This window comes from Sediminicoccus rosea, assembly GCF_033547095.1.
GTDB classification, from domain to species: domain Bacteria; phylum Pseudomonadota; class Alphaproteobacteria; order Acetobacterales; family Acetobacteraceae; genus Roseococcus; species Roseococcus rosea.
This window is the reverse complement of sequence record NZ_CP137852.1, coordinates 2,338,128-2,358,415: the sequence shown is the minus strand read 5'-3', so window position 1 is coordinate 2,358,415 and position 20,288 is coordinate 2,338,128. Positions and strand designations below refer to the sequence as shown.

The following is a 20,288-nucleotide window of genomic DNA, read 5'->3' as shown; positions in this document are numbered from 1 at the left end:
CAGCCATGCCACGCTTGAAGGGCGAGATAGAGAGGGTGGCGCCCGGCCACATCGCTGGCTGGGCGGCCGACCTCGCCTCCAACCAACCGGTTCGCGTCAGCGCCTATCTCGACGACGCAGTTCTGGCGAGCGCGGCCGAGGTGGATGGCAGCTTCACGCTCCGGCTCGCGCGCGGTGCTCCCCTCACCGAATTGCGCGTACAGGCTGAGATCGATGACGAGACGTTCGTTCTGGCGGTTGCGGAACCCGGTTGGTCGCTCGGCCCAGCGCGCGAGGCTTTGCGGGCCGAGGCGCACGAGGACTGGCCGACAGCCGTCGCGCACTGGCGCGCACTGATTGCCGAGGACGCGACAAACCTCGTTGCTTGGCTCGGGCTTGCCCGCGCAGCAATGCTGGCGAGCGAATTCATCGTTGCGACCGCCAGCCTGCGTGTTGCGCGTGGCCTAGCAACTGATGACAGGCAGCGCCGCGAAGTCGCACAGAAGTGTCTTGCGCTAGGCCAGCCAAGGGCCGCTGTCGAGTTGCTGGCGGGGCTGGTGCGCGACGCGCCTACCAACGACGGGCTAGCCCTGGAACACGCCGCAGCCTTGCTGCGTGTGCCTAATCCCAAAGCAGCCGTGCAAGTGCTGACCGCCCTGCTAGCGCGCACGCCAGACCATCCCCAAGCGTCCGCACTGCTCGCTGAGGCGCTGTGGGCGATAAAGGACACTGCAGGCGCCGAGGAGCTGCTGCGCAAGCGACTGCTCCAACCAGCCCCGGCACCTGACACGCGACGCAGCCTAGCCCGCCTTCTGGCCGCGACGGCTCGCGTAGACGAGGCAACAATTCTGGTGGCCGACGAGCCTGCCCTCGTCGGCACGCTGCGCGGCGAGGCCCAGCTTGCAGCCAAGCAGGTTGAGGATGCCGAGGTCAGCTTTCGGGCAGCGTTGATGATTGACCCCCAGCATCTGGGCGCCCTGCTCGGCTTGGCTTCGGTCGAACTAGCGAAGCACGCCCCGAAGCGGGCCTGGGACCTGCTGCGGATTGTACTAGCGCGAGAGCCCCTGCACGCAGAAGCGCTGATGCTGGCAGCACGCTGCGCCGAAGCTCAGCGCGAGTGGCACGTCGCCGCACGCCTGCTCGCACTCCTCACACATACCGAGCCGGGCGACGGCACGCCGGGGATTCGCCTCACCCGCCTGTTGCTGGCACGCGGCGCGGCGGAAGAGGCTCTGCAAATCTGCCGGCAAGCCCTAAAGGTGCATCCATCGCGCTTCCATCTGGCGCTAAACTTCGGGATAGCGTTGGCGAAAATCGACGGGATCGCCGCCGCGCTTGAATGGATAGCGCAATCGCCAATGTTCCGTGGCGCCTCTCGCTTGACCGAGGCCCTATTCAACCTGCATCGAGCCTGCTCCGACGCAGCGACGGACGCAATGCTGCCGAGCCTCGTGCTTGCTGAGTGGCCCGAGGTTGAGCCGGCGCTGACAGTGCTGGATCAGCTTCGCCGTTCTGGTATCTACCCCGCCGCCTGCGCGTGGGTGGAAGCGCTTGCCGCGCACCCAGCAGCTCACGCGCTGACTTCGGATCAATGGCGGCATATCGGCGAGGTGGCCCGGCGCGCCGGGAATGAATCGCTTGCGGAGCGTTGTCTGGACGCCGCAATTGCTCAGGTTTCTGACCACAAGGCGTTGCCCGGGCTGGCGAAGTCGTCGCTGACTCCGGCGCAGCAGGAGCGGCTGCTGCCGACGATTTCGTCATGGATTGCGACCGAGTCGCGCATCGTTCATTTGCATTTGGCGCGGCTTCGCCTGCTTGTGGCACTTGGCCAACTGGAGGAGGCGGTGCTGGCAAGTCGCGCGATGATTGTGGAGCACCCAGCCAGTACGCCCGCCCTATCCGCCGCCCTCGCGGTCGAACTGCTACATGGCGAGAGCGGGCGCGCCGGCGATTATGCTCGCAATTCGAAGCTCAGCGACCCGGATGGCGCATGTGACTGTGCCGAACTGTTGGCAGAGGGGCTCCGCTCCTTGCTGAGAACGAACAATCAACTGCGCGTCGAACGCATCCTGACTGACGTAAGCGCCCTGGCCCTGGAGCTAGTAACGGAAGCCGGACGCGCGACACCGGCGGCGACGAGCCTACTTAGCTTCGCGACGCGCTACCGCGGATTAGATGAACCTCTGCCAATTTTGCGCCGTGCTATCGAGCTTGCCGAGCGTGACGCTTCGGCACTCGTAGCGTTGCTGGCCGGCGCGTTAGAGCGCGCGGGCTACTATGGGGACGCACTCGCTGTGCTCAATTCGCTGCCTGGACAAACGGCAGACCGATTGCTGGCTAAGGCGCGCCTCGCTCGCGTCGCTGGGCAGATGGAGGAGGCGCTGGCACAATACGCTTCACTACCCGAGGCGCAGCGCCAGCGCGACACCGTGCTCGAAAGCCAAAGCGAGTTGCTGCGCCTCGCCGGGCAGGATGCGGCTGCAGAGGCTCTGCTACGCCGCCTGCTGACCGTCACGCCACTGTTGCCTCGGCGCATCCGCGCACTCGGCGACGTGCTGATGAAAGCGGGCCGGCTGGAAGCCGAACTCGCAAAGCTTGGCACCGTGCTGCAGCGCTTCCCGGACGATTTCGAGACCCGCACCCAGTTGGGCCTGCTGCTGTTTGAGGCAGGGCGGCTTGCCGAAGCGGACGCTGTTTTGGCGCAACTGGTGGGCGACCCTCGCTACGGCATAGCTTTGCTCGAACAGCACGTCATGCTGAGGCTGCTGCGCATGGATTACGCGGGCGCGCGGACGGTGATCGAGGCCTCGGGTCTCGGGCGCAGTAGCAATCCCGACGTCGCCCGCAGCGTCGCCGGCTTAATGGCGCGCCTTACCGATCGTGCTGAGGCGCAGAGCGTACTCCGTACCGCGCTCACAGCGAACCCTGCCAACGTGCCGCTGATTCTCGCGCTCGCCGAGCAGTTGATCGAAGCCGGCACGGATGAAGGGCTTCTTGTCCTTATTCGGCGTGCTGTGGCGATCGACCCGCTGAATGCGCACGCGCATCTCCTTCTGGGCATCACGCTGCAGCGGACCGGTGACGTGCAGGGCGCCCGGGTAGCGCTGTTTACGGCGCGCATGCTCTCACCGGGTTATGTGCGGCTATACGCGCAGCTAGGCCTACTCGAAGAGGAGAGCGACGACATTGACGCCGCGCTCGCGGCTTACGGCGTCGCGCGGCGTGCGGCTGCCGGCACCGGCAAAGATCCGGGCGCCCGCGTGCTTTGGCACAGCGTCATGTGCCACATGCTGCGGAGCGAGTGGCAGGAGGCTATCACAGCACATGCCGATCTCTGTACGTTGTTCGACCAAGCCTTCCCCGGCTCGATGAGGGTCTGGCGCGGTGAATCACTGCACGGGCAGCGACTGCTCGTCGGAATGCGCGGCGGCCCCGGCGATGAGTTGCGAGTGACGATGGTCTGCTGCCCATGGCTGATCCGCTCTGGCGCGCAAGTCACTTTCGCCTGTGATCCGCGGCTAACCACACTGCTCTCCCGTACTTTCCCAGAGATCGACTTCATCCCAGTACATTCCGGGCATCGCCGTTTGCGTCGGCGCGATGGAGATGTCACTCTAATTTCGACAGCGTGGCCGTCCGTTTCACCGCGCGTACTGGAGATGTCCATTCCTTATGATTTAGTCGATGACGGTGGCTTCGTCTGCAACAGCGACTCCCTGATCCATCGCGTGTATTTTGAGGGTAGTTTGCGCGACGGCGAGGATATTGAGCGGCGACTAATTAAGACCGATCCGGGCCGCCGCGCTGAGGCGCGACGGATACTCGACGCTTTGCCAGCCGGCCTGCGCGTAGGCCTATGCTGGCGTGGCTCCTACAGTAGTGGTTACCGACAGCGTGGCTTCCTCCAGGCTGAGGAGCTCGGCCCCTTTCTGGCGGTTGAGGGCACGCGCTTTGTCAACCTCCAGGTGAACCTGACCCATGCGGAGCAGGAGGTGTTCCAGGGTAACCTCGCCGTGATCCCGGGGCTCGACCTGTTCGACGATTTCGAGGGCACAGCAGCGCTCATTGCCGAACTCGACCTCGTCATCTCCGTCGGGGTCTCAATGCGCGACACTGCGGGCGCAGTGGGCGTGCCAGTCTGGTCCTTCACCACCTGGCCGGGCGCCGCCGATGTATGGCGCAGCGGCCCCGATGGCGTCGATGTCTGGCAGCCCAGCATCATCCACTATGATCTCCATACCTATGGCAGCCGCGCCGGCATCATCTCTGCCATAGCGCGCGACCTCACCGGTCTGTCACGGCGCGGTTGGGGCGCTCGGGCATGAAACTTGTTTTCCGTGCCGACGCCTCGCGAGTCATTGGCTCGGGCCATGTCATGCGCTGCCTTTCTCTGGCGCAGGAGCTTCGTCGACGCGGCGCAGCGGTGCAATTCATCTGCGCCGACCAGCCGGGTGCAATCCCGCACATTATTCGCGCGCAGGGCTTCGAATGTACGATGATCCCAGACGACCCGGCTGGCGATCCGGTTGCTACGCTCGCTGCCATTAGTGCGGAGCGGGCCGATTGGCTGGTGGTAGACCATTACGGTCGCGACCGGGCCTATGAGCGCGCAATCCGCCCAGCGGTACGCCACCTGATGGTCATCGACGATCTTGCTGACCGTTCGCATGACTGCGACGTTCTGCTTGATGCCACGGAGTTCACGAACCCTACGGAGCGCTACGCTGGACTGCTGCCGGCAGGCACGCGCCTGCTTACTGGCCTGCGCTGGGCCCTGTTGAACGACACGTTTCGGCAAATCCGCCAGGCTATTTCGAGGCGGCCGGGGCCGGTGCGCCGTCTACTGGTGACCTTCGGTGCAAACGACCCGTTGGGCATCACGCTGCGCGTCGCACGTCTGCTTGCGCGACCGAAATATGCGACCCTCGACGTTGACCTGTTGGGCGGCGTCTCCAACCCTCTGGAACCCGAGGTGGCACGCACGGTTGCCAACGTGGCACACATTGACTACGCGGCGTTCAACGATAGGCTACCTTACCTGATGGTTGCCGCTGACCTAGCGCTCGGAGCTGCTGGCACTACCACATGGGAACGTTGCGCGCTGGGGCTGCCCTCACTAATCGTACTTCTTGCCGACAACCAAATTGGCGTCAGCGCTTGCGTGGAGCGGCTTGGCGCGGCCCGTGTGTTAGGAATGGCCGACACGCTATCCGACGCTACTATCGAAGCGGCAATAGACACCGCACTAGTCGACGAGAAATGGCGCATGGGGGCCGCGTTCGCCGGCATGCGCGCGGTGGACGCGCTCGGTATCCATCGAGTGGCAGATGGTCTGCTGGAAGGCCGATGGGCATGACGCTCGGGCTCATCCGCGCGGAGTTCCTACTGCGCGACGTGACGCTGGCGGATGCGCCGACGCTCTTCGCCTGGCGGTGTGCACCGCGTATCGCTGAAATGATGCTGCAGCCGCGACCGACAAGCTTCGAGGCGCATCTCGGCTACCTCCGTGGCGTCCTCGCCAGCTCCGACACGCATGCCCTTTATGTCCTGGAGCATCGCGGGCGGCCGGTCGGCCATGTCGGGCTCAAGCTCAGCCCGGAAGACGCTGGCACGGGCGACTGGACGATCTATCTGGGCGAGATGGATGCGCCGCGCGGCTCGGGCTTCGCGCTCGGCGTGCTTGCGCTCGACCGGATTTTCGAGCGGCCCGGCTTCGCCCTGCTGCGAACCCGCATTCTGAGGCGCAACGCCCTCAGCCAGCGCCTGCACGTGCGCCTTGGCTTCACCCGCGAGGCGGAGGCGGAGGCGAGCGCGGCGGAACCCGTCGGCATCTGGTCCCTCACTGCGGCCGCTTGGAAGCCGCATCGCATCACGGCATTCCACGCCGCCTTTCGTGCGGCCCAACCAGGTTGACGGCATGACCCTCGCTGACAGCGCGATCGACAAGAAGCTGCCCGTGGTCGTCTTCACTGGCGGCGGCGGTGCCGCGAGCGAGGCGCTGCAGCGCCTGCTGCACGACCGCTACAACCTGTTCTTCGCCGACGCCGACCCCGCCTCAATCCCCGACACCATTCCAGCGGCGCGTAAGCTCGCCATCCCGCATGCCGACGCGGCGGATTTCATCCCTCGCACGGCCGCTGTGCTGGCGGCCTGCCGCGCCGAGGTGCTGGTGCCGGGCGTGGATGAGGAATTGCCGCAGATTCGTGACCTACTGAGACATTTGCCGGCGCTGCGGGTCCTCGCGCCCCAGCCGGAGTTCGTACTGGCCATGCAGGACAAGTTCGAGAGCGCGCGTCGCCTGCTAGCGGCGGGGCTGGATGCGCCCTTCACCGTCACGGCCGACCGGCCCGAAGAGATCGGCTTTCCCTGCATCGCCAAGCCCCGCTCCGGCCGCGGGTCGCGCGGCGTGATGGTGCTGGAGGCGCCGGCGCAGGTGCCGCATTACCTCGGCCTCTACCGACAGAAGGCTGCGGCAGTCGTGCTGCAGGAGAAGCTCCCCGGCACGGAATATACCGTGTATGTTTCAGCCGACGCCCAGGCGCGTCTGTGCGACCTGATCCCGATCCGCGTTCTCTCCAAGCGTGGTGTCACCATACGGGCGGAGATCCACATGGAGTCTCGCGTGGTCGCCTATTGCGAAGCCCTGCACAGGGCGCTTCGCCCGGAAGGCCCCTACAACGTACAACTCATCCTGGGCGATGACGGCCGGGTGGCACCCTTCGAGGTAAACCCACGCGTCTCCACCACCCTCTGCCTAGCGATCGCCGCCGGGGCCGACCCGATCGGCGACTGGCTGGGGTACGCCCGGCGGCATGAGGTGCGGCCGATGCGCCTCAAGCGCAACTGGAACAACCAGATGACTCCAATGGAAGGAGGCTGAGCACCATGCAGATCGAGATCGACGGCCGCGCCATCGGGGACGGCCAGCCCAACTTCATCATCGCTGAGATTGGCTCGAACCATAACGGCGACTTCGCCCTAGCACTGCGCCTGATTGACGCCGCCGCCGAAAGCGGCGCGGACGCTGTCAAGTTCCAAACTTTCAAGGCATCCAGCCACTATTCGCGCCGCACGCCCGACGTGAACTACCTGAAGGGCGTATCCATCTACGAGCTGATCGAGTCCATCGAACTCGACCGCAGCTGGCACGCGCCGCTGAAGGAGCACGCCGAGCAAAGGGGCGTCGTGTTCCTATCTTCGCCCTGCGACCCAGAGGCTATCGCCGAACTCGCCGCGCTGGGCATGGCGGCCAATAAAGTGGCCTCCTTCGACATTACCGACCTCGACCTGGTGCGTCTTTGTGCAGAGACCTGCAAGCCGGTGATCCTATCGACCGGCATGGCGGACTGGATGGAGATCCAACGCGCGGTGGAAACCTGCCGCACCGCCGGTAACCGCGACATCGTGCTCCTGCAATGCACCTCGCTCTATCCGGCACCGAGCGAACTCAGCAACCTCGCAGCGATGCGGGTGATGCGCGACGCTTTCGGCGTGCTAACCGGCTATTCCGACCACACCATCGGCGAGCATATCCCAATCGCCTCGGTGGCGCTGGGCGGCTGCATGATCGAGAAGCACTTCACGCTCGACCGCGCTATGGCTGGCCCCGACCACCGCTTCGCCATGGAACCTGGCGAGTTCGCCGCCATGGTGCGGCACGTGCGCGAGGTGGAGAAGGCAATCGGCGACGGCGCGAAGGCCGGCCCCAGGCCCGAGGAGGCCGACATGTATGAGAAGTGCCGCCGCAGCCTGCACGCCGCGCGCGCGATAGAGCCCGGCGAGGTGCTGTCGCGGGAGATGCTGACGGCCAAACGCCCTGGTCTCGGCATCCCGCCGCATATGATGGATCATGTCCTGGGCCGCTCCGCCAAGACGCGCATTGAGGCGGATGAGTGGATCACATGGCAGCACATCTAGGGCCCATTCTGGTCACGGGGGCGGCCGGTTATCTCGGCGCCCACGTGCTGAACGCGATCTACGCGGCGGGTGGCGCGGCGACCGGTGCCTCGCGCGACGGGCGCGTCGGCTTGGCCTGCGATCTGCTGGACCGGTCGGCCCTGCGCGCCCTGCTGGCAGCGGTGCGGCCGGCCGTGGTGGTGCATTGCGCGGCCGAGCGCGTGGGCAGCTATGATGACACGGCGGCGGCGGCGAGGAGCGTCCAGATGACGCGCCACCTGGCCGAGGCGGGGGTGCAACGCCTAGTGCACATCTCGTCGATGACCGTCTACGCGCCCACGCAGCCCATGCCGGCACGCGAGGAGACGACCGATCCGCAATCTGCCTATGGTCTCGGCAAGCGTGAGGCGGAGCGCGTTCTGGAGGCGGCCGGCGGGCTGGCCGCCACGATCCTCCGCCTGCCCGGCCTGTTCGGCGCGCCGCGGCGGGGCGGCCTGGTTCAACAGCTTTGCCGCGCCGCAGCGCTCGGCTTGACCCCCAGTCTGCCCGCCGCGCCGGTCATGTGGGCGGCCATGCATGTCGAGGATGCTGCCAGCGTGGTGGCACGCGCCGCACTCCGGCCAGCCGCGCCCACGAGCATCCTGAACGTCGGCTATCCCGGTCCGCATTCGATCAATCGTCTCGTCGCGCTAGTCGCGCAGGCGAGCGGCGCCCCGCTCGCCACCCAGGTCGCACACCCAGTTTTTGAGATGGACCTGTCGCGCCTTAACGCAGCCTATGGTCCTGCCCCCGGGTCGCTGCCAGAACGCATCCGCATCGCCCTGGCGACGGCAGCCGGCGGCCCACCCACCCAATCTACAGGAATGGAAGACGCCGCATGAAGCTGATCAACGATATCGACAGCCAATACAAATACCTGGACGACAAATCCATCCTGGTCACCGGCGGGACGGGATCTTTCGGGCGACACTTCGTCATGAACGCCCTCAAACGCGCCAAGCCGCGCCGGCTAATTATCCTATCGCGCGACGAATTCAAGCACTACGAGATGCAGCAGATCTTCCGACCGGAGGAGCATGCCTGCCTGCGCTTCTTCATCGGCGACGTGCGCGATTTCAACCGTCTGAACATGGCGATGCGCGAGGTGGACATCGTCATCCACGCTGCCGCGATGAAGCATGTGCCCGCCGCCGAGCACAATCCGTTCGAATGCCTGCACACCAACGTGAACGGTGCGGAGAACGTGGTCCGCGCAGCACTGGAGAACCGGGTCTCGCGAGTGCTGGCGCTCTCGACCGACAAGGCGTGCAACCCGATCAATCTTTACGGCGCCTCCAAGCTCGCTTCCGACAAAATTTTCGTCGCAGCGAACAATCTCTCAGGCAGCATCGGCACGCGCTTCGCCGCGCTGCGCTACGGCAACGTGATCGGCTCGCGCGGCTCGGTCATTCCCTTCTTCCGCAAGCTTATCGCCGAGGGTGCCACCTCGCTGCCGCTGACCGACCCACGCATGACGCGCTTCTGGATCAAACTGCAGCAGGGCGTAGACTTCGCGGTAGCCGCGCTGTCGCAGTCCCGCGGCGGCGAGATCTTCGTGCCCCGTATCCCCTCGATGCGCATGACCGACCTCGCGCGCGTTATGGCGCCGCACCTGCCGACACATGTCGTCGGGATCCGCCCGGGCGAGAAGTTGCATGAGGTGATGGTGAACGAGGACGATGCGCGCCAGACCATCGAGCTAGAGGACGCCTACGTGATCGAGCCGGCCTTCAGCTGGTGGCAGCGCAGCAGCTACACCAATGATGGCGCACAATACGCGCCCGACACCTTCTACTATTCGTCCGAAACCAACACCGACTGGGTTACAGACGAGCAGATGCGCGCCTTCCTGCAGGACCTGCCGTAATGTCCCATCCGGACGCCCCCTTCCTGCCCTACGGACGGCAGAACATCTCCGCCGAGGACGTATCGGCGGTTGTCGAGGTGCTGCAAGGCGACTGGCTGACCCAGGGTCCTTCAGTCAGCGCCTTCGAGGCGGCACTCGCGACGCGCACCGGGGCGGCGCATGTCATCGCCTGCTCCAACGCGACGACTGGGCTTCACCTCGCCGCGCTGGCGCTGGACCTCGGTCCCGGCCAAGCTGCGATCGTACCTAGCGTGACCTTTCTCTCCACCGCGAACGCCGTCCGTATGACCGGAGCGGAGGTGGTGTTCTGCGATGTCGATCCGGACACCGGGCTGGCCCGCGCCCAGGACATCGAGCAGGCCTTCCGGGCCGGCAGCTCAGCCGGCCTTGACGTCCGCGCCGCCTTCCCGGTGCATCTGGCCGGCCAGCCGACCGAGGCCGGTGACGCGGCGCGCGCCCTCGGCCTCAAGGTGGTAGAGGATGCAGCGCACGCCATCGGTACCATGCGCCAGCGCGGCAATGACTTAGTCCCTATTGGCTGCACGGAAAGCGATGGGATGGCGGTGTTCTCTTTCCACCCGGTGAAGACGCTCGCCACCGGCGAGGGCGGCGCGGTCTCGACGAATGACCCGCATATTGCGGCGCGCCTGCGTTCGTTGCGCAGCCATGGCATGACCCGTGAGCCAAGCGGCTTTCGCCTGCGGGAGCGCGCTTTCGACAACGATACGCCAAATCCATGGTACTACGAGATGCACGAGTTGGGCTTCAACTATCGCATCACTGATATGCAATGCGCCCTCGGCCTTTCGCAGATGGCGCGGCTGGACAGCTTCATCGCTAGCCGTCAGGCGGCGGTCGCACGCTACGATACCGGCCTCGCACCGCTCGCGCCGCTGGTTAAGCCCTTCGGCCGCTCGCCCTCCGGCCGGTCTGTAAGTTGGCATCTCTACGTAGCGCTGATCGACTTCGAGTCCCTGGGCGTCAGCCGGGCTAAGGTGATGGCGGAGTTACGGGCGGCGGGTATCGGCACCCAGGTGCACTATATACCAGTGCACACTCAACCATACTACGTCGGGCGCTACGGCGCGCAGCATCTCCCGGGTGCCGAGGAATACTACAAGCGGTGCCTGTCCCTGCCACTGTATCACGGCCTGACCGAGGCCGACACGGACCGCGTGGTCCAAGCTCTGACCGACATCGTGCAGCGCGCGGGCGGTTGATCCGCCCACGCATCCACAAAAGGCGCAGCCATGCAGATTCCTACGCTAATTTACGAATTCGCTAATGTGCATGGTGGCGACGTGGCCGCCGTCCGCAGCTTGACCGAGGCTCTAGGCAAGGTTGGCTACCCGCGGGCGGGGGTCAAGTTCCATCCCATCTCGGCCGAGACGCTAGCTCTCCCAGACTTTTCATACTACGGCATTTACCAGCAGGTCCAGATTGGCCACGCCGACTGGACCGCCCTGATAGCCGAGGCGCACGAGAAGGTCGGCAGCGTTTGGATTGAATGCGCTGACCTCAGCGCCTTTCAAGTACTTGAGGCAAACCTTCCGCAGATCGCCGGCCTCAAGCTGCAATCCTCGGTGCTGGTGAACGATGAGGTGCTATCCGCGCTGCGCAGCATCGATCTTCGCGAAAAGACGCTGATCCTCAATGTCTCAGGCCATGACCTGGGCGAGTTGCAAGAGCTAGTAGCGCGTTTCGGCGGCCTTGGCGCCGGCCGCCTCGCGTTACAGATTGGCTTCCAGGCCTACCCCACACGGGTGGACGATACCTCGCTCGACAAGCTGCTTGTTCTTCGTGCGGCCTTTCCTGGCGTCTTGCTCTCGATGTCCGACCATATGGAAGGCTCCGACCCCTTCGCACGGCGCTTGCCTTTGCTAGCGGCTGCGTTGGGCTGCGAGATTATTGAGAAGCATGTTGCGCTCGACCGGACAAGCGCCCCTTATGATGGCTCCGCAGCACTCGAACCGACTGAGATCGCGGAAATGGCGCGCGATCTAGAGCTGACAGCACGGGCCTTCTCCGGCCGGTTCGTGGTCCCGCTGGAGGCCGCCTACCTTGCAAAGACCAAGCCTCGGCCGATCGCCCGCGAGCACCTGCCTGCTGGCAGCATGGTGGCGCCGTCCACGCTCATATTCCGCCGTACCGACAAGGTGGGCATTACGGTGGACGAGGTCGAAGCGTTGCAGACCTCGCGCCACGTACTGGCCCGTGATGTGCCGCGCAACGCGCCGCTGGTGCGCGATGACTTCCGCAAGGCGCGGATCGGGGCGATCGTCGCCGGGCGGATGAAGTCCACACGCCTGCGCGACAAGGCGATCCTGCCCGTCGCCGGCCGGTCAAGCATAGAGCGCTGCCTAGAAAACTGCCTGCTCATGCAGGATGTGGATCTCACTGTGCTAGCAACCTCGACGCATGAGCGCGACGGCGTGCTCGCCAGCCACACGCTCGACGGCAAGGTTGGCTTCTGGCGAGGAGAGGAGGACGACGTCATTCGCCGGTACCTCGGCGCGGCCAACAAGTTCGGCATCGACGTGATCGTGCGCGTCACGGCCGACTGCCTGACTATATCGCCCGAGGTAACGAGCATCTTGCTTGATGCGCACTTCCGCAATGGTGCCGATTTTACACGGGCCCGCACTGAGGCGCCAGGCTCGGCACCGCAGATCTTCAACGTCGAGGTGCTGCGCCGCATCGATCGACTGACCGGCGGCGCGCCTTTCTCCGAGTACATGAACCAGTATGTCGAGAACAACCCGGAACTGTTCCGTATCCAGTGGGTCGACCTGCCGCCAGATCTGGTGCGCGACTACCGCCTGACACTGGACTACCCCGAGGATCTCGCGATGTACGAGGCACTTTACCGCGAACTCGACGCGCAGGGCCTGTCGGCGCTGCTGCGCAACGTCTTCGCCGTTCTGGACAAGCGGCCTGACATCGCGGCGCTCAATGCCAGCCGGCAAATGGTCTATGTCGCCAACAACGTCCTGGTCGAGCAGCTAAAGCGCGATACCCGGATCGTGCCGGCCAAGGCTTAGAAAGATCCCCAGGAGCGCCCTCAGGGGCCGGCCAGCGCCGCCGTCACCATGGCCCGCTTGTTGGCGCCGCACGACACGTCCGGGGCCGGCGAGTATGGTCACGAAGCTCTGCGAGGTTGGTGCTCTGCAGCCAGCAGCAAGTCGTTCAGCAGGTAAGCGTCTTCCCTCGACTGCCTTGCGGCGCGTGGTGCTGGTCGGCTGACCTGCGCGTCTGCTGGGCGGTACGGAATGATCCGCGACCAATGTTTGGACCGCCGGAAGTTAGAGTTTTCCGGCTTGGTCACGACGGCGGGCTGGTTGCGCCATCGGGATTTTGCAGCTCACAGGGGACCTGACCTGCTCCCCGTTGGTCCCGCGTTCATTGTGAGAGCCCGCCGGGGTTGTAGCCGAAATCCTGTGGTGGCTGGAGCGGCCGGGCGGCGGAGCCTTCGAGGTAGCGCAGCCGCCCGGCCGCGTCCGCGTGGCGACGGCGTGCGGCATCCGGGGTCAGCCCGCCATGCGCCGAGTGCGGCCTGTTCAGATTGTAGTCGAGCCGCCAGCGTTCGATGACAGCGCGGGCCTCGGCCAGGTTGGCGAAGACCTCCTCGTTCAAGCACTCGTCCCGCAGCTTCCCGTTGAAGGATTCCACGAACCCGTTCTGCTGCGGCTTGCCAGGCGCGATGTAGTGCCACGCCACGCCGCTGCGGTTGCACCATTCGAGCACGGCGCGGCAGGTCATCTCCGTGCCGTTGTCGCTGACGATCACCGCGGGGCGGCCACGGCGGGCGATCAACGCTTCCAACTCGCGCACCAGGCGTCGCCCGCCGATCGAGGTGTCCACCACCAGCGCCAGGCCCTCGCGGGTGAAATCGTCGACGATGCACAGAATGCGGATCCGTCGCCCCCAGCTCAGCGCGTCGGAGACGAAGTCCAGCGACCAGCGCTGGTTCGGCCCCTGCGGCAAGGCCAGCGGCGCACGGGTGCCGGTCGCCCGCTTGCGGCCACGCCGGCGACGCACCGACAGCCCCTCTTCCCGGTAGAGGCGGTAGAGCTTCTTCTTGTTCATCGCCACGCCTTCCCGCCGCAGCAGAATGCCCAGCCGCCGATAGCCGAACCGCCGGCGCTCTGCCGCCAGTTCGCGCAGACGAGCACGCACTTCGCCATCGCCCGGCACCGGCTCCCGCCGCACCGTCTTGGGATCTACCTCGAGCAGCCCGCAGGCACGCCGCTGCGAATATCCACGCTCCGCCATCAGGCGCAGCGCCGCAGCCCGGCGTGCCGCGGGCGTCCTCAGTTTTTTCCCAGCAGGTCCTTCAACGCCGAGACATCCAGCATCGATTCCGCCAGCAGCTTCTTCAGACGCCGGTTCTCGTCCTCCAGCGCCTTCAGCTTCTGCGCGTCCGAGACTTCCATGCCGCCGTACTTCGATTTCCAACGGTAGAACGTCTGCTGGCTGATGCCGTGCCGCCGACAGACGTCCTCCGTCGTCGCACCGGCCTCCTGCTCCCGCAGCACACCAATCATCTGCGCTTCGCTGAACCTGCTCTTCTTCATCGTCCATCTCCTGTTGGGGACGGACTCTCACCCAAATCAAGGGATCAGGTAGGGGGCAGGTCAGGCCAGCCGTTGACGAGGCGTGTCAGCACGTCGGTGAAGTAGCGCTGCGGGTCCACGCCGTTGAGCTTGCAGGTCTCCACCAGCGAGGCGACGGCGGCCCAGCGTGCCCCGCCATCATCGCCGGACGCGAACAAAGCGTTCTTCCGGCTGAGGCAGATCGGGCGGATGGCGCGCTCGACGGTGTTGGTGTCGACCTCGATCCGGCCGTCCTCGAGGAACTGGACGAGGCCCTCGCGGTGGTTCAGCGCATAGCGGATGGCCTGCGCGGTCGGGCTGCCGCTGGGCAGGCGCGCGAGCTGCGCCGTGAGCCAGGCGAACAGATCCTCGATGAACGGCCGGCTCCGTTCCTGGCGGACGGCGCGGCGGACCTCAGGCGCCTTGCCGCGGATCGCGGCCTCGACGGCGTAGAGCGTGGCGATGCGCTGCAGCGTCTCGCGGGCGACCGGCGCCATCTTGCCCTTGGCCAGCTCGATGAACTCGCGCCGGACGTGGCTCCAGCAGAATGCCAGCGTGATACCGGCGTTGCTCGCGGCCAGCGCCTTGTAGGCGCCGTAGCCGTCGCACTGCAGGATGCCTCGGTAGCCGCTCAGCAGATCCTTCGCATGCTCGGCGCCACGACCTGGGGCGTAGTGGAACACCACTGCCGGCGGGTCGGTGCCGCCCCAGGGCCGGTCGTCGCGCGCGATCGCCCAGGCGAATCCCTTCTTGGTCTTGCCGCGGCCCGGGTCGAGCACCGGCATGGTGGTCTCGTCCACGAACAGCCGCGCGGAGCGCAGCAGGATCTCCCGCATGCGGCGCACGACCGGCATGACCTCGTTCGCCGCCGTGCCGGTCCAGTCGGCCAGCACCTCCCGGCCGATCTCGATCCCCTGCCGCGCCAGGATCTGTGCCTGGCGATACAGCGGCAGATGGTCGGCGTAGCGCGAGACCATGACGTGGCCGACCGTCGCCTCCGTCGGCACGCCGCCCTCGATCAGCCGGGCCGGCGCCGGCGCCTGCAGCACCACGCCCGGGCAGGCGCGGCAGGTCAGCTTCGGCCGCTTGGTCACGAGCACGCGGAACTGCGCCGGGATCACGTCGAGGCGCTCGGCAGCATCGACGCCGATCTCGACCAGCGGGCCCTGGCAGCAGGGGCAGGCCGTGGCCTCCGGGGCCAGGACCTGCTCGACGCGCGGCAGATGCGCCGGCAGCCGACCGCGGCCCTCGCGGCGACGCTTTGCCTGGTTGTCCCGCAGGGCAGCAGACGCCTTGCCGGCCACAGCCGTGTTCTCGGCCAGCGTCGCCTCGATCTCCTCGAACGCGAACAGCAACTGTTCCTCCGGCAGCCGCTCCGACTTCTGCCCGAACTGCCGGCGCTTGAGCTTCAGCAGCAGGTGGTGGAGTTGCTCGTTCCGCACCGCCAGCGCGTCGCGTTCGGCCGCCAGGCTGTCGCGCTCGGCGATGACCGACAGCAGCAGCGCGCGCAGCGCCGTTGGATCTTCCGGCAGGCTCGGCATGTCGGCGGCCGCGACGCGCATCGTGCGTGCGATTCTATGCAGGCGCGCTCGGCTTGGGAATCTCCCGCGATGCCTGCACGCGTCGCCAATCGATCCCGTCGAACAGCGCGGCGAACTCAACCGGCGTCAGGCGCAGCGCGCCGTCCACGATCGGCGGCCAGCGGAACGCGCCGCCCTCCAGTTGCTTCCAGACCAGCACCAGGCCGCTGCCATCCCAGACCAGGATCTTGATCCGGTCGGCACGGCGCGAGCGGAACACCAGCACCGCGCCGGAGAACGGATCAGCATCCAGCACCTCGGCTGCGAGTGCCGCCAGGCTGTGCGCGCCCTTGCGGAAATCGACGGGTTTCGCCGCGAGCAGGATCCGCGCGCCCGCCGGAGGCGCGATCATGCCGCCGAGGCCCTGATCGCGCGCAGCACCATGGTCAGCAACTCGGCGTCCGTGCCGGGCGCGACACGCAGCACGGCGCCTGCGAGTTTCACCTCGATCGCTGGCGTGCCGCGCGCCGGCGTGACCGTCGCCTCAGGCTTCGACGCTATCGTCTCCACGACGACCGGCACGAAATCCAGCGGCGCGCCGATCCCAGCACGCATCTCCCGCCGCCACGTGAACACTTGCTGCGGACAGATCTGCCACCGACGCGCCACCTCGGCCACGACCGCGCCGGGCTCGAGCGTCTGCGCCACCACCTTCGCCTTGTCGTCGTCCGACCACTTCCGCCGGCGACCAGGTCCCGTCAGCATCTCGAGCCGGCGATACCCGCCAGCCTTCGCGTCGTCATTAACGTCGACCATAACGTCGGCCCGAAGCTCCCAAGCCCAGGCCGAACGAGCACATTCACCGCCCGCAGCGGAAGACGGGCCTATACGCCGCGCTTACGTTGGGGGCATGCCCCCGACCCCGTTGGCCGGCGATCTGGGCGGGGGTACGCCCGCCAAGCTTCGAGTGCGGCCGGACCGTGTTGTAATCCTGCCGCCAAGTGGCCAGCACGGCACGGGCCTGTAGCATGGACGTGAACAACGTCTCGTTCAGGCACTCATCCCGCAGGCGCCCGTTGAAGCTCTCCACGAACGCGTTCTGGGTGGGCTTCCCGGGGGCGATGTAATGCCACTCCACCTGCCGCTCCTGCGACCAGCGCAGGATCGACGTCGACGTCAGTTCCGTGCCGTTGTCACTGACCATGTAAGCGTCCGCTGACGGCTACGGCGCCGACGCCTTGACGGTGGTCAGGTGGCGTGGGGCCGCAGGTTCCAGGGTGCGAGTTCGTCGATGCGGTTGATGGGGTGGTCGGCGATGCGGTCGAGCAGCAGGCGGAGATAGGCCTGCGGGTCCCAGCCATTGAGCTCGGCGGTGCCGATGAGGGTGTAGATGATAGCGGCCCGCCTGCCGCCCTCGAGCGACCCGGCGAACAGATAGTTCTTCCGACCCAGCGCGAGCGGCCGCATCTGCCGTTCGGCAGCGTTGTTGTGCAGGCAGGCGCGGCCATCGCGCAGCACCGTCGTCAGCGCGCCCCACTGCGCCAGCGTATAGCGGATCGCCTTGGCCAGGTCCGACTTGCCAGAGATCCGCCGCAGCGTCGCCTCAAGCCAGGCGTGCAGGTCCGTCATCACCGGCGCCGAGCGGACCTGGCGGGCGGCAAGGCGCGCCTCCGGTGGTTGGCCGTGGATCTCCGCCTCGATCGCGAACAGCGGCTGCATGCGCTCGATGGCCTCGCGCGCCAGCGGGCTGCCATTGGCCAGCAGCTCGTCGTGGAAGTAGCGCCGGGCATGCGTCCAGCACGCCGCCTCCACCACGCGGCCGGTTTCGTAGAGGGCGTTGAACCCCGAGTAGGCGTCGGCCTGCAGGATGCCCTGGAAGTCACGCAGGCGTCGCTGCGGATGCTCACCCTTCCGGTCCAGCGTGAACTCATAGAGCACCGCGGGCGGGTCGGTCCCACCGAATGGTCGATCGTCACGCAGATAGGCCCAGAACCGCGCCGCCTGCGTCCTGCCGCGGCCGGGCGAGAGCATCGGCATTGGCGTGTCGTCGGCATGGACCCTGTGCCCTGCCAGGGCGTGTCGGCCGATGTGGGCTGCCATCGGCTCGACCAGCGCAGCCGACTTGCCCACCCAGCCCGCCAGCAGCCCGCGCGGCAGGTCCAGCCCATCGCGAGCGTAGATCTCCGACTGCCTGTAGAGCGGGAGATGGTCGCAGTACTTCGAGACCAGCACATGGGCGAGCAGCCCCGGGCCTGGCCTGCCGCGCTCGATCGGCAGTGACGGCATCGGCGCCTGCGTCATCGCCTCGCATGCCCGGCAGGAGAACGCGGGGCGGACGTGGCGCACCACCTCGAACCGGCCGGGGCGGTACTCCAGGATCTCCGTCACGTCGTCGCCCACCTTGCGCAGCGCGCCACCGCAAGTGCGGCAGGTGCAGCCCTCGGCAGGCAGGTGTTCGACGTCCCGCCGCGGCAAGCTGTCCGGCAGCGGCTTGCGGCCGTGCCGCCGTGCCTTCTCCTCAGGCGCTGGGGCGCTGGTCGCCTCGTCCTCGGCGTCGGCCGTGCCGCCCGTGGCGGCGATGTCGGCCAACACCTCGTCGAGCCGCAGTTCCAGCTGCTCGACCTCGCCCGCCAGGCGCTCCGACGATCGCCCGAACCGCTCATGCCGCAGGCGCGCGATCTGCACACGCAGCCGCTCGGCCTCCAGTGTCTTGGCCTGCAGGCCGACCTCCGCCATGCGGCGGGCGGTGCGCTCCTCGGCCAGCTCCCCGCGCAGCGCCGCGATCATCGCCGCCAGCGCGGCGGGATCCTCGGGCCGTGGACTGTCGGTGTGCGGCGTCACACCGGAATCGTCCCAGACGTCGCCGCGTCGGCGCAAGGGGCTACACCGCGATCTCAGGCTTCCAGCTCGGCGTCGGCGTGCGCCAGTCCAGCCCCTCCAGCAGCATCGCCAGCTGCGCCGTCGTCAGCATCACCACGCCCTCGCGCGCAATCGTCGGCCAAATGAACCGACCCTTCTCGAGCCGCTTAGCCAGCAGCACCAAGCCCTGGCCGTCCCACCACAGCGCCTTCAGAAGGTCACCACGCTTGCCGCGGAACAGGAACAGGTGGCCAGAAAACGGATCCGCCTGCAGCACCGTCTGGACCTGCGCCGCCAGCCCGTCGAAGCCCTTGCGCATGTCCGTCGCGCCCAGCGCAAGGTGCACGCGCAGCCCCGCGTTGAAGCTCAGCATCCGGCGTCGAGCGCCGCCGCCAGCCGCCCCAGCACCTCCGGCGCAATCGTCTCGGAGACACGCAGCACGCGGCCGTTCGACAGCACCACTTCGACGGTCGCCGCCGCCTTGCCAGCACGCTCGGCAGACCGGCGCGACACCACCGTCGGGCGTGGTGCCTCCTTCGTCTGCGCGTTCTCCACGATACGGACCGGCACCAGCGTCGCGGCCACATCCGCGCGGACCACGCCCGGCATCGTTCCCTCACGGACCTGGCGACGCCATTCGAACAGCAGGCTCCGGCTCATCCCGTACCGATCGGCTACCGCCGCGACCGACGCGCCAAGCCGCGATACCTCCTCGACCAGCGCCAGCTTCTGCTCCAGCGTCCAGCGACGACGACGCGCCACTACGCTGATCACCTCGTCCAACCGACCGTCCGGCAACGACCTTACCCCTAGGCTTAAGCGCGACAGCGGACTTCCGCTCCACCCAGCAGCCAGGCAGGTCAGCCGATCAACGCAGCGCGCCGCAAGGCAGTCGAGGAAGCACGCTTACCGTGCGGGATCGGCGAGCGCAGGCGCTCGCCGCGGGGCGCCCGGCCATGCGTTCGGGCCATCTTCGTCGAGGCCCAGGTCTCGTCGATGAACACCAGGCGGTCCGGATCGAGGTCGGGCTGGCGCTCGAACCACGCCCAGCGACGCGTCAGGATGTCCGGACGGTCCTGCTCGGCCGCATGCGCCGTCTTTTTTTGCGCGTGATCCGGTGCCGATCGAAGAAGCGCCAGATCGTCCCGATGCCCGCTGGAACGCCGGCCCTGGCGAGCTCCGTCTGAATCTCCGTGAGCGTGATGTCCGACTTCTGCTCCAGCAGGCCAAGGATGAGCGCCGCATGGGCCGCCAGGCGTGCCGAGCGCCGGTCGCCTCCGAGCGGGCCCGGCGCAACCGATCCCGTCTCCCGTGCCAGGGCGCACCAGCGGATCGCACTCGAGGCGCTGACGCCGAACCGCGCCGCCGCAGCGCGGCACGACGCACCCGCCGCGACCGCAGCTACCACCCTCTCCCGAAGATCGACCGACAGCGCCTTGGACATGCCTGTCGGCCTCCTCGCCGACAGACAGCTTGAATCAGATCAGCCCCGCGTCGGGAAATCCCAATCGACTCACTCAGGGGGGAAACCGCTCT

16 protein-coding genes and 2 pseudogenes are annotated in these 20,288 nt (G+C 66.9%); 9 read left to right on the top strand and 9 right to left on the bottom strand.

Annotated elements, in window-relative coordinates:
* The first annotated feature begins 5 nt into the window (after positions 1-5).
* Genes R9Z33_RS11375 through R9Z33_RS11335 form a run of 9 tightly spaced genes read left to right on the top strand, consistent with a single transcriptional unit; the run spans position 6 to position 12,822 of the window.
* Entirely contained in the window at positions 6-4,304 is a 4,299-nt protein-coding gene (locus R9Z33_RS11375) for a tetratricopeptide repeat protein (protein ID WP_318651410.1), read from the top strand.
* A complete protein-coding gene (pseG, locus tag R9Z33_RS11370; protein WP_318651409.1) occupies positions 4,301-5,335 on the top strand; it encodes a UDP-2,4-diacetamido-2,4,6-trideoxy-beta-L-altropyranose hydrolase in 1,035 nt (344 codons plus the stop codon). Before R9Z33_RS11375 ends, pseG begins: the two co-directional genes overlap by 4 nt.
* Complete coding sequence (locus R9Z33_RS11365) at positions 5,332-5,892, top strand: GNAT family N-acetyltransferase (RefSeq protein ID WP_318651408.1); 561 nt, start codon at positions 5,332-5,334, stop codon at positions 5,890-5,892. Before pseG ends, R9Z33_RS11365 begins: the two co-directional genes overlap by 4 nt.
* Before the next feature lie 4 nt (positions 5,893-5,896).
* Entirely contained in the window at positions 5,897-6,859 is a 963-nt protein-coding gene (locus tag R9Z33_RS11360) for an ATP-grasp domain-containing protein (protein ID WP_318651407.1), read from the top strand.
* A 5-nt stretch (positions 6,860-6,864) separates the two neighbouring features.
* The gene (locus R9Z33_RS11355; protein ID WP_318651406.1) at positions 6,865-7,896 is read left to right on the top strand and encodes an N-acetylneuraminate synthase family protein; all 1,032 of its coding nucleotides are present in this window, start codon (positions 6,865-6,867) and stop codon (positions 7,894-7,896) included.
* The gene (locus R9Z33_RS11350; protein WP_318651405.1) at positions 7,881-8,756 is read left to right on the top strand and encodes an NAD-dependent epimerase/dehydratase family protein; all 876 of its coding nucleotides are present in this window, start codon (positions 7,881-7,883) and stop codon (positions 8,754-8,756) included. The genes R9Z33_RS11355 and R9Z33_RS11350 overlap by 16 nt, the downstream gene beginning before the upstream one ends.
* A complete protein-coding gene (gene pseB / locus R9Z33_RS11345) occupies positions 8,753-9,781 on the top strand; it encodes a UDP-N-acetylglucosamine 4,6-dehydratase (inverting) (RefSeq protein WP_318651404.1) in 1,029 nt (342 codons plus the stop codon). The genes R9Z33_RS11350 and pseB overlap by 4 nt, the downstream gene beginning before the upstream one ends.
* On the top strand, positions 9,781-11,001 hold the full coding sequence (gene pseC / locus R9Z33_RS11340) for a UDP-4-amino-4,6-dideoxy-N-acetyl-beta-L-altrosamine transaminase (RefSeq protein ID WP_318651403.1): 1,221 nt from the start codon (positions 9,781-9,783) through the stop codon (positions 10,999-11,001). The genes pseB and pseC overlap by 1 nt, the downstream gene beginning before the upstream one ends.
* A 30-nt stretch (positions 11,002-11,031) precedes the next feature.
* Positions 11,032-12,822 (top strand): N-acetylneuraminate synthase family protein, encoded by a 1,791-nt coding sequence (locus tag R9Z33_RS11335; protein ID WP_318651402.1) that lies wholly within the window; start codon positions 11,032-11,034, stop codon positions 12,820-12,822.
* A gap of 358 nt (positions 12,823-13,180) precedes the next feature.
* On the opposite strand, the gene R9Z33_RS11330 is transcribed toward R9Z33_RS11335, so the two are convergent.
* The 9 genes and pseudogenes from R9Z33_RS11330 to R9Z33_RS11290 all read right to left on the bottom strand — a co-directional run.
* Positions 13,181-14,355 (bottom strand): IS3 family transposase gene (locus R9Z33_RS11330; RefSeq protein WP_318650377.1). Its coding sequence is split into 2 segments (ribosomal slippage): positions 13,181-14,097 and positions 14,097-14,355, totalling 1,176 coding nucleotides; the frame shifts between segments, so codons are not numbered across the junction.
* A 44-nt stretch (positions 14,356-14,399) separates the two neighbouring features.
* Entirely contained in the window at positions 14,400-15,935 is a 1,536-nt protein-coding gene (gene tnpC, locus R9Z33_RS11325; protein WP_318651401.1) for an IS66 family transposase, read from the bottom strand.
* A gap of 13 nt (positions 15,936-15,948) precedes the next feature.
* The gene (gene tnpB, locus R9Z33_RS11320; RefSeq protein ID WP_318651400.1) at positions 15,949-16,305 is read right to left on the bottom strand and encodes an IS66 family insertion sequence element accessory protein TnpB; all 357 of its coding nucleotides are present in this window, start codon (positions 16,303-16,305) and stop codon (positions 15,949-15,951) included.
* Entirely contained in the window at positions 16,302-16,709 is a 408-nt protein-coding gene (gene tnpA / locus R9Z33_RS11315; RefSeq protein WP_318651399.1) for an IS66-like element accessory protein TnpA, read from the bottom strand. The genes tnpB (R9Z33_RS11320) and tnpA (R9Z33_RS11315) overlap by 4 nt, the downstream gene beginning before the upstream one ends.
* A 43-nt stretch (positions 16,710-16,752) precedes the next feature.
* Positions 16,753-17,097 (bottom strand): annotated as a pseudogene (locus R9Z33_RS11310) (integrase core domain-containing protein); the annotation flags it as partial.
* Positions 17,098-17,141: 44 nt separating this feature from the next.
* Complete coding sequence (gene tnpC / locus R9Z33_RS11305; protein ID WP_318651640.1) at positions 17,142-18,680, bottom strand: IS66 family transposase; 1,539 nt, start codon at positions 18,678-18,680, stop codon at positions 17,142-17,144.
* A gap of 94 nt (positions 18,681-18,774) precedes the next feature.
* On the bottom strand, positions 18,775-19,125 hold the full coding sequence (gene tnpB, locus R9Z33_RS11300; protein ID WP_318651398.1) for an IS66 family insertion sequence element accessory protein TnpB: 351 nt from the start codon (positions 19,123-19,125) through the stop codon (positions 18,775-18,777).
* The gene (gene tnpA / locus R9Z33_RS11295; RefSeq protein WP_318651639.1) at positions 19,119-19,526 is read right to left on the bottom strand and encodes an IS66-like element accessory protein TnpA; all 408 of its coding nucleotides are present in this window, start codon (positions 19,524-19,526) and stop codon (positions 19,119-19,121) included. The genes tnpB (R9Z33_RS11300) and tnpA (R9Z33_RS11295) overlap by 7 nt, the downstream gene beginning before the upstream one ends.
* 116 nt (positions 19,527-19,642) lie before the next feature.
* Positions 19,643-20,196 (bottom strand): annotated as a pseudogene (locus R9Z33_RS11290) (helix-turn-helix domain-containing protein); the annotation flags it as partial.
* Between the last annotated feature and the right edge of the window lie 92 nt (positions 20,197-20,288).

Coding starts and splice junctions, on each gene's coding strand:
- R9Z33_RS11375 (WP_318651410.1), top strand. CDS start 6: ATGCCACGCTTGAAGGGCGAGATAGAGAGGGTGGCGCCCGGCCACATC.
- pseG (WP_318651409.1), top strand. CDS start 4,301: ATGAAACTTGTTTTCCGTGCCGACGCCTCGCGAGTCATTGGCTCGGGC.
- R9Z33_RS11365 (WP_318651408.1), top strand. CDS start 5,332: ATGACGCTCGGGCTCATCCGCGCGGAGTTCCTACTGCGCGACGTGACG.
- R9Z33_RS11360 (WP_318651407.1), top strand. CDS start 5,897: ATGACCCTCGCTGACAGCGCGATCGACAAGAAGCTGCCCGTGGTCGTC.
- R9Z33_RS11355 (WP_318651406.1), top strand. CDS start 6,865: ATGCAGATCGAGATCGACGGCCGCGCCATCGGGGACGGCCAGCCCAAC.
- R9Z33_RS11350 (WP_318651405.1), top strand. CDS start 7,881: ATGGCAGCACATCTAGGGCCCATTCTGGTCACGGGGGCGGCCGGTTAT.
- pseB (WP_318651404.1), top strand. CDS start 8,753: ATGAAGCTGATCAACGATATCGACAGCCAATACAAATACCTGGACGAC.
- pseC (WP_318651403.1), top strand. CDS start 9,781: ATGTCCCATCCGGACGCCCCCTTCCTGCCCTACGGACGGCAGAACATC.
- R9Z33_RS11335 (WP_318651402.1), top strand. CDS start 11,032: ATGCAGATTCCTACGCTAATTTACGAATTCGCTAATGTGCATGGTGGC.
- tnpC (WP_318651401.1), bottom strand. CDS start 15,935: ATGCGCGTCGCGGCCGCCGACATGCCGAGCCTGCCGGAAGATCCAACG.
- tnpB (WP_318651400.1), bottom strand. CDS start 16,305: ATGATCGCGCCTCCGGCGGGCGCGCGGATCCTGCTCGCGGCGAAACCC.
- tnpA (WP_318651399.1), bottom strand. CDS start 16,709: ATGGTCGACGTTAATGACGACGCGAAGGCTGGCGGGTATCGCCGGCTC.
- tnpC (WP_318651640.1), bottom strand. CDS start 18,680: ATGATCGCGGCGCTGCGCGGGGAGCTGGCCGAGGAGCGCACCGCCCGC.
- tnpB (WP_318651398.1), bottom strand. CDS start 19,125: ATGCTGAGCTTCAACGCGGGGCTGCGCGTGCACCTTGCGCTGGGCGCG.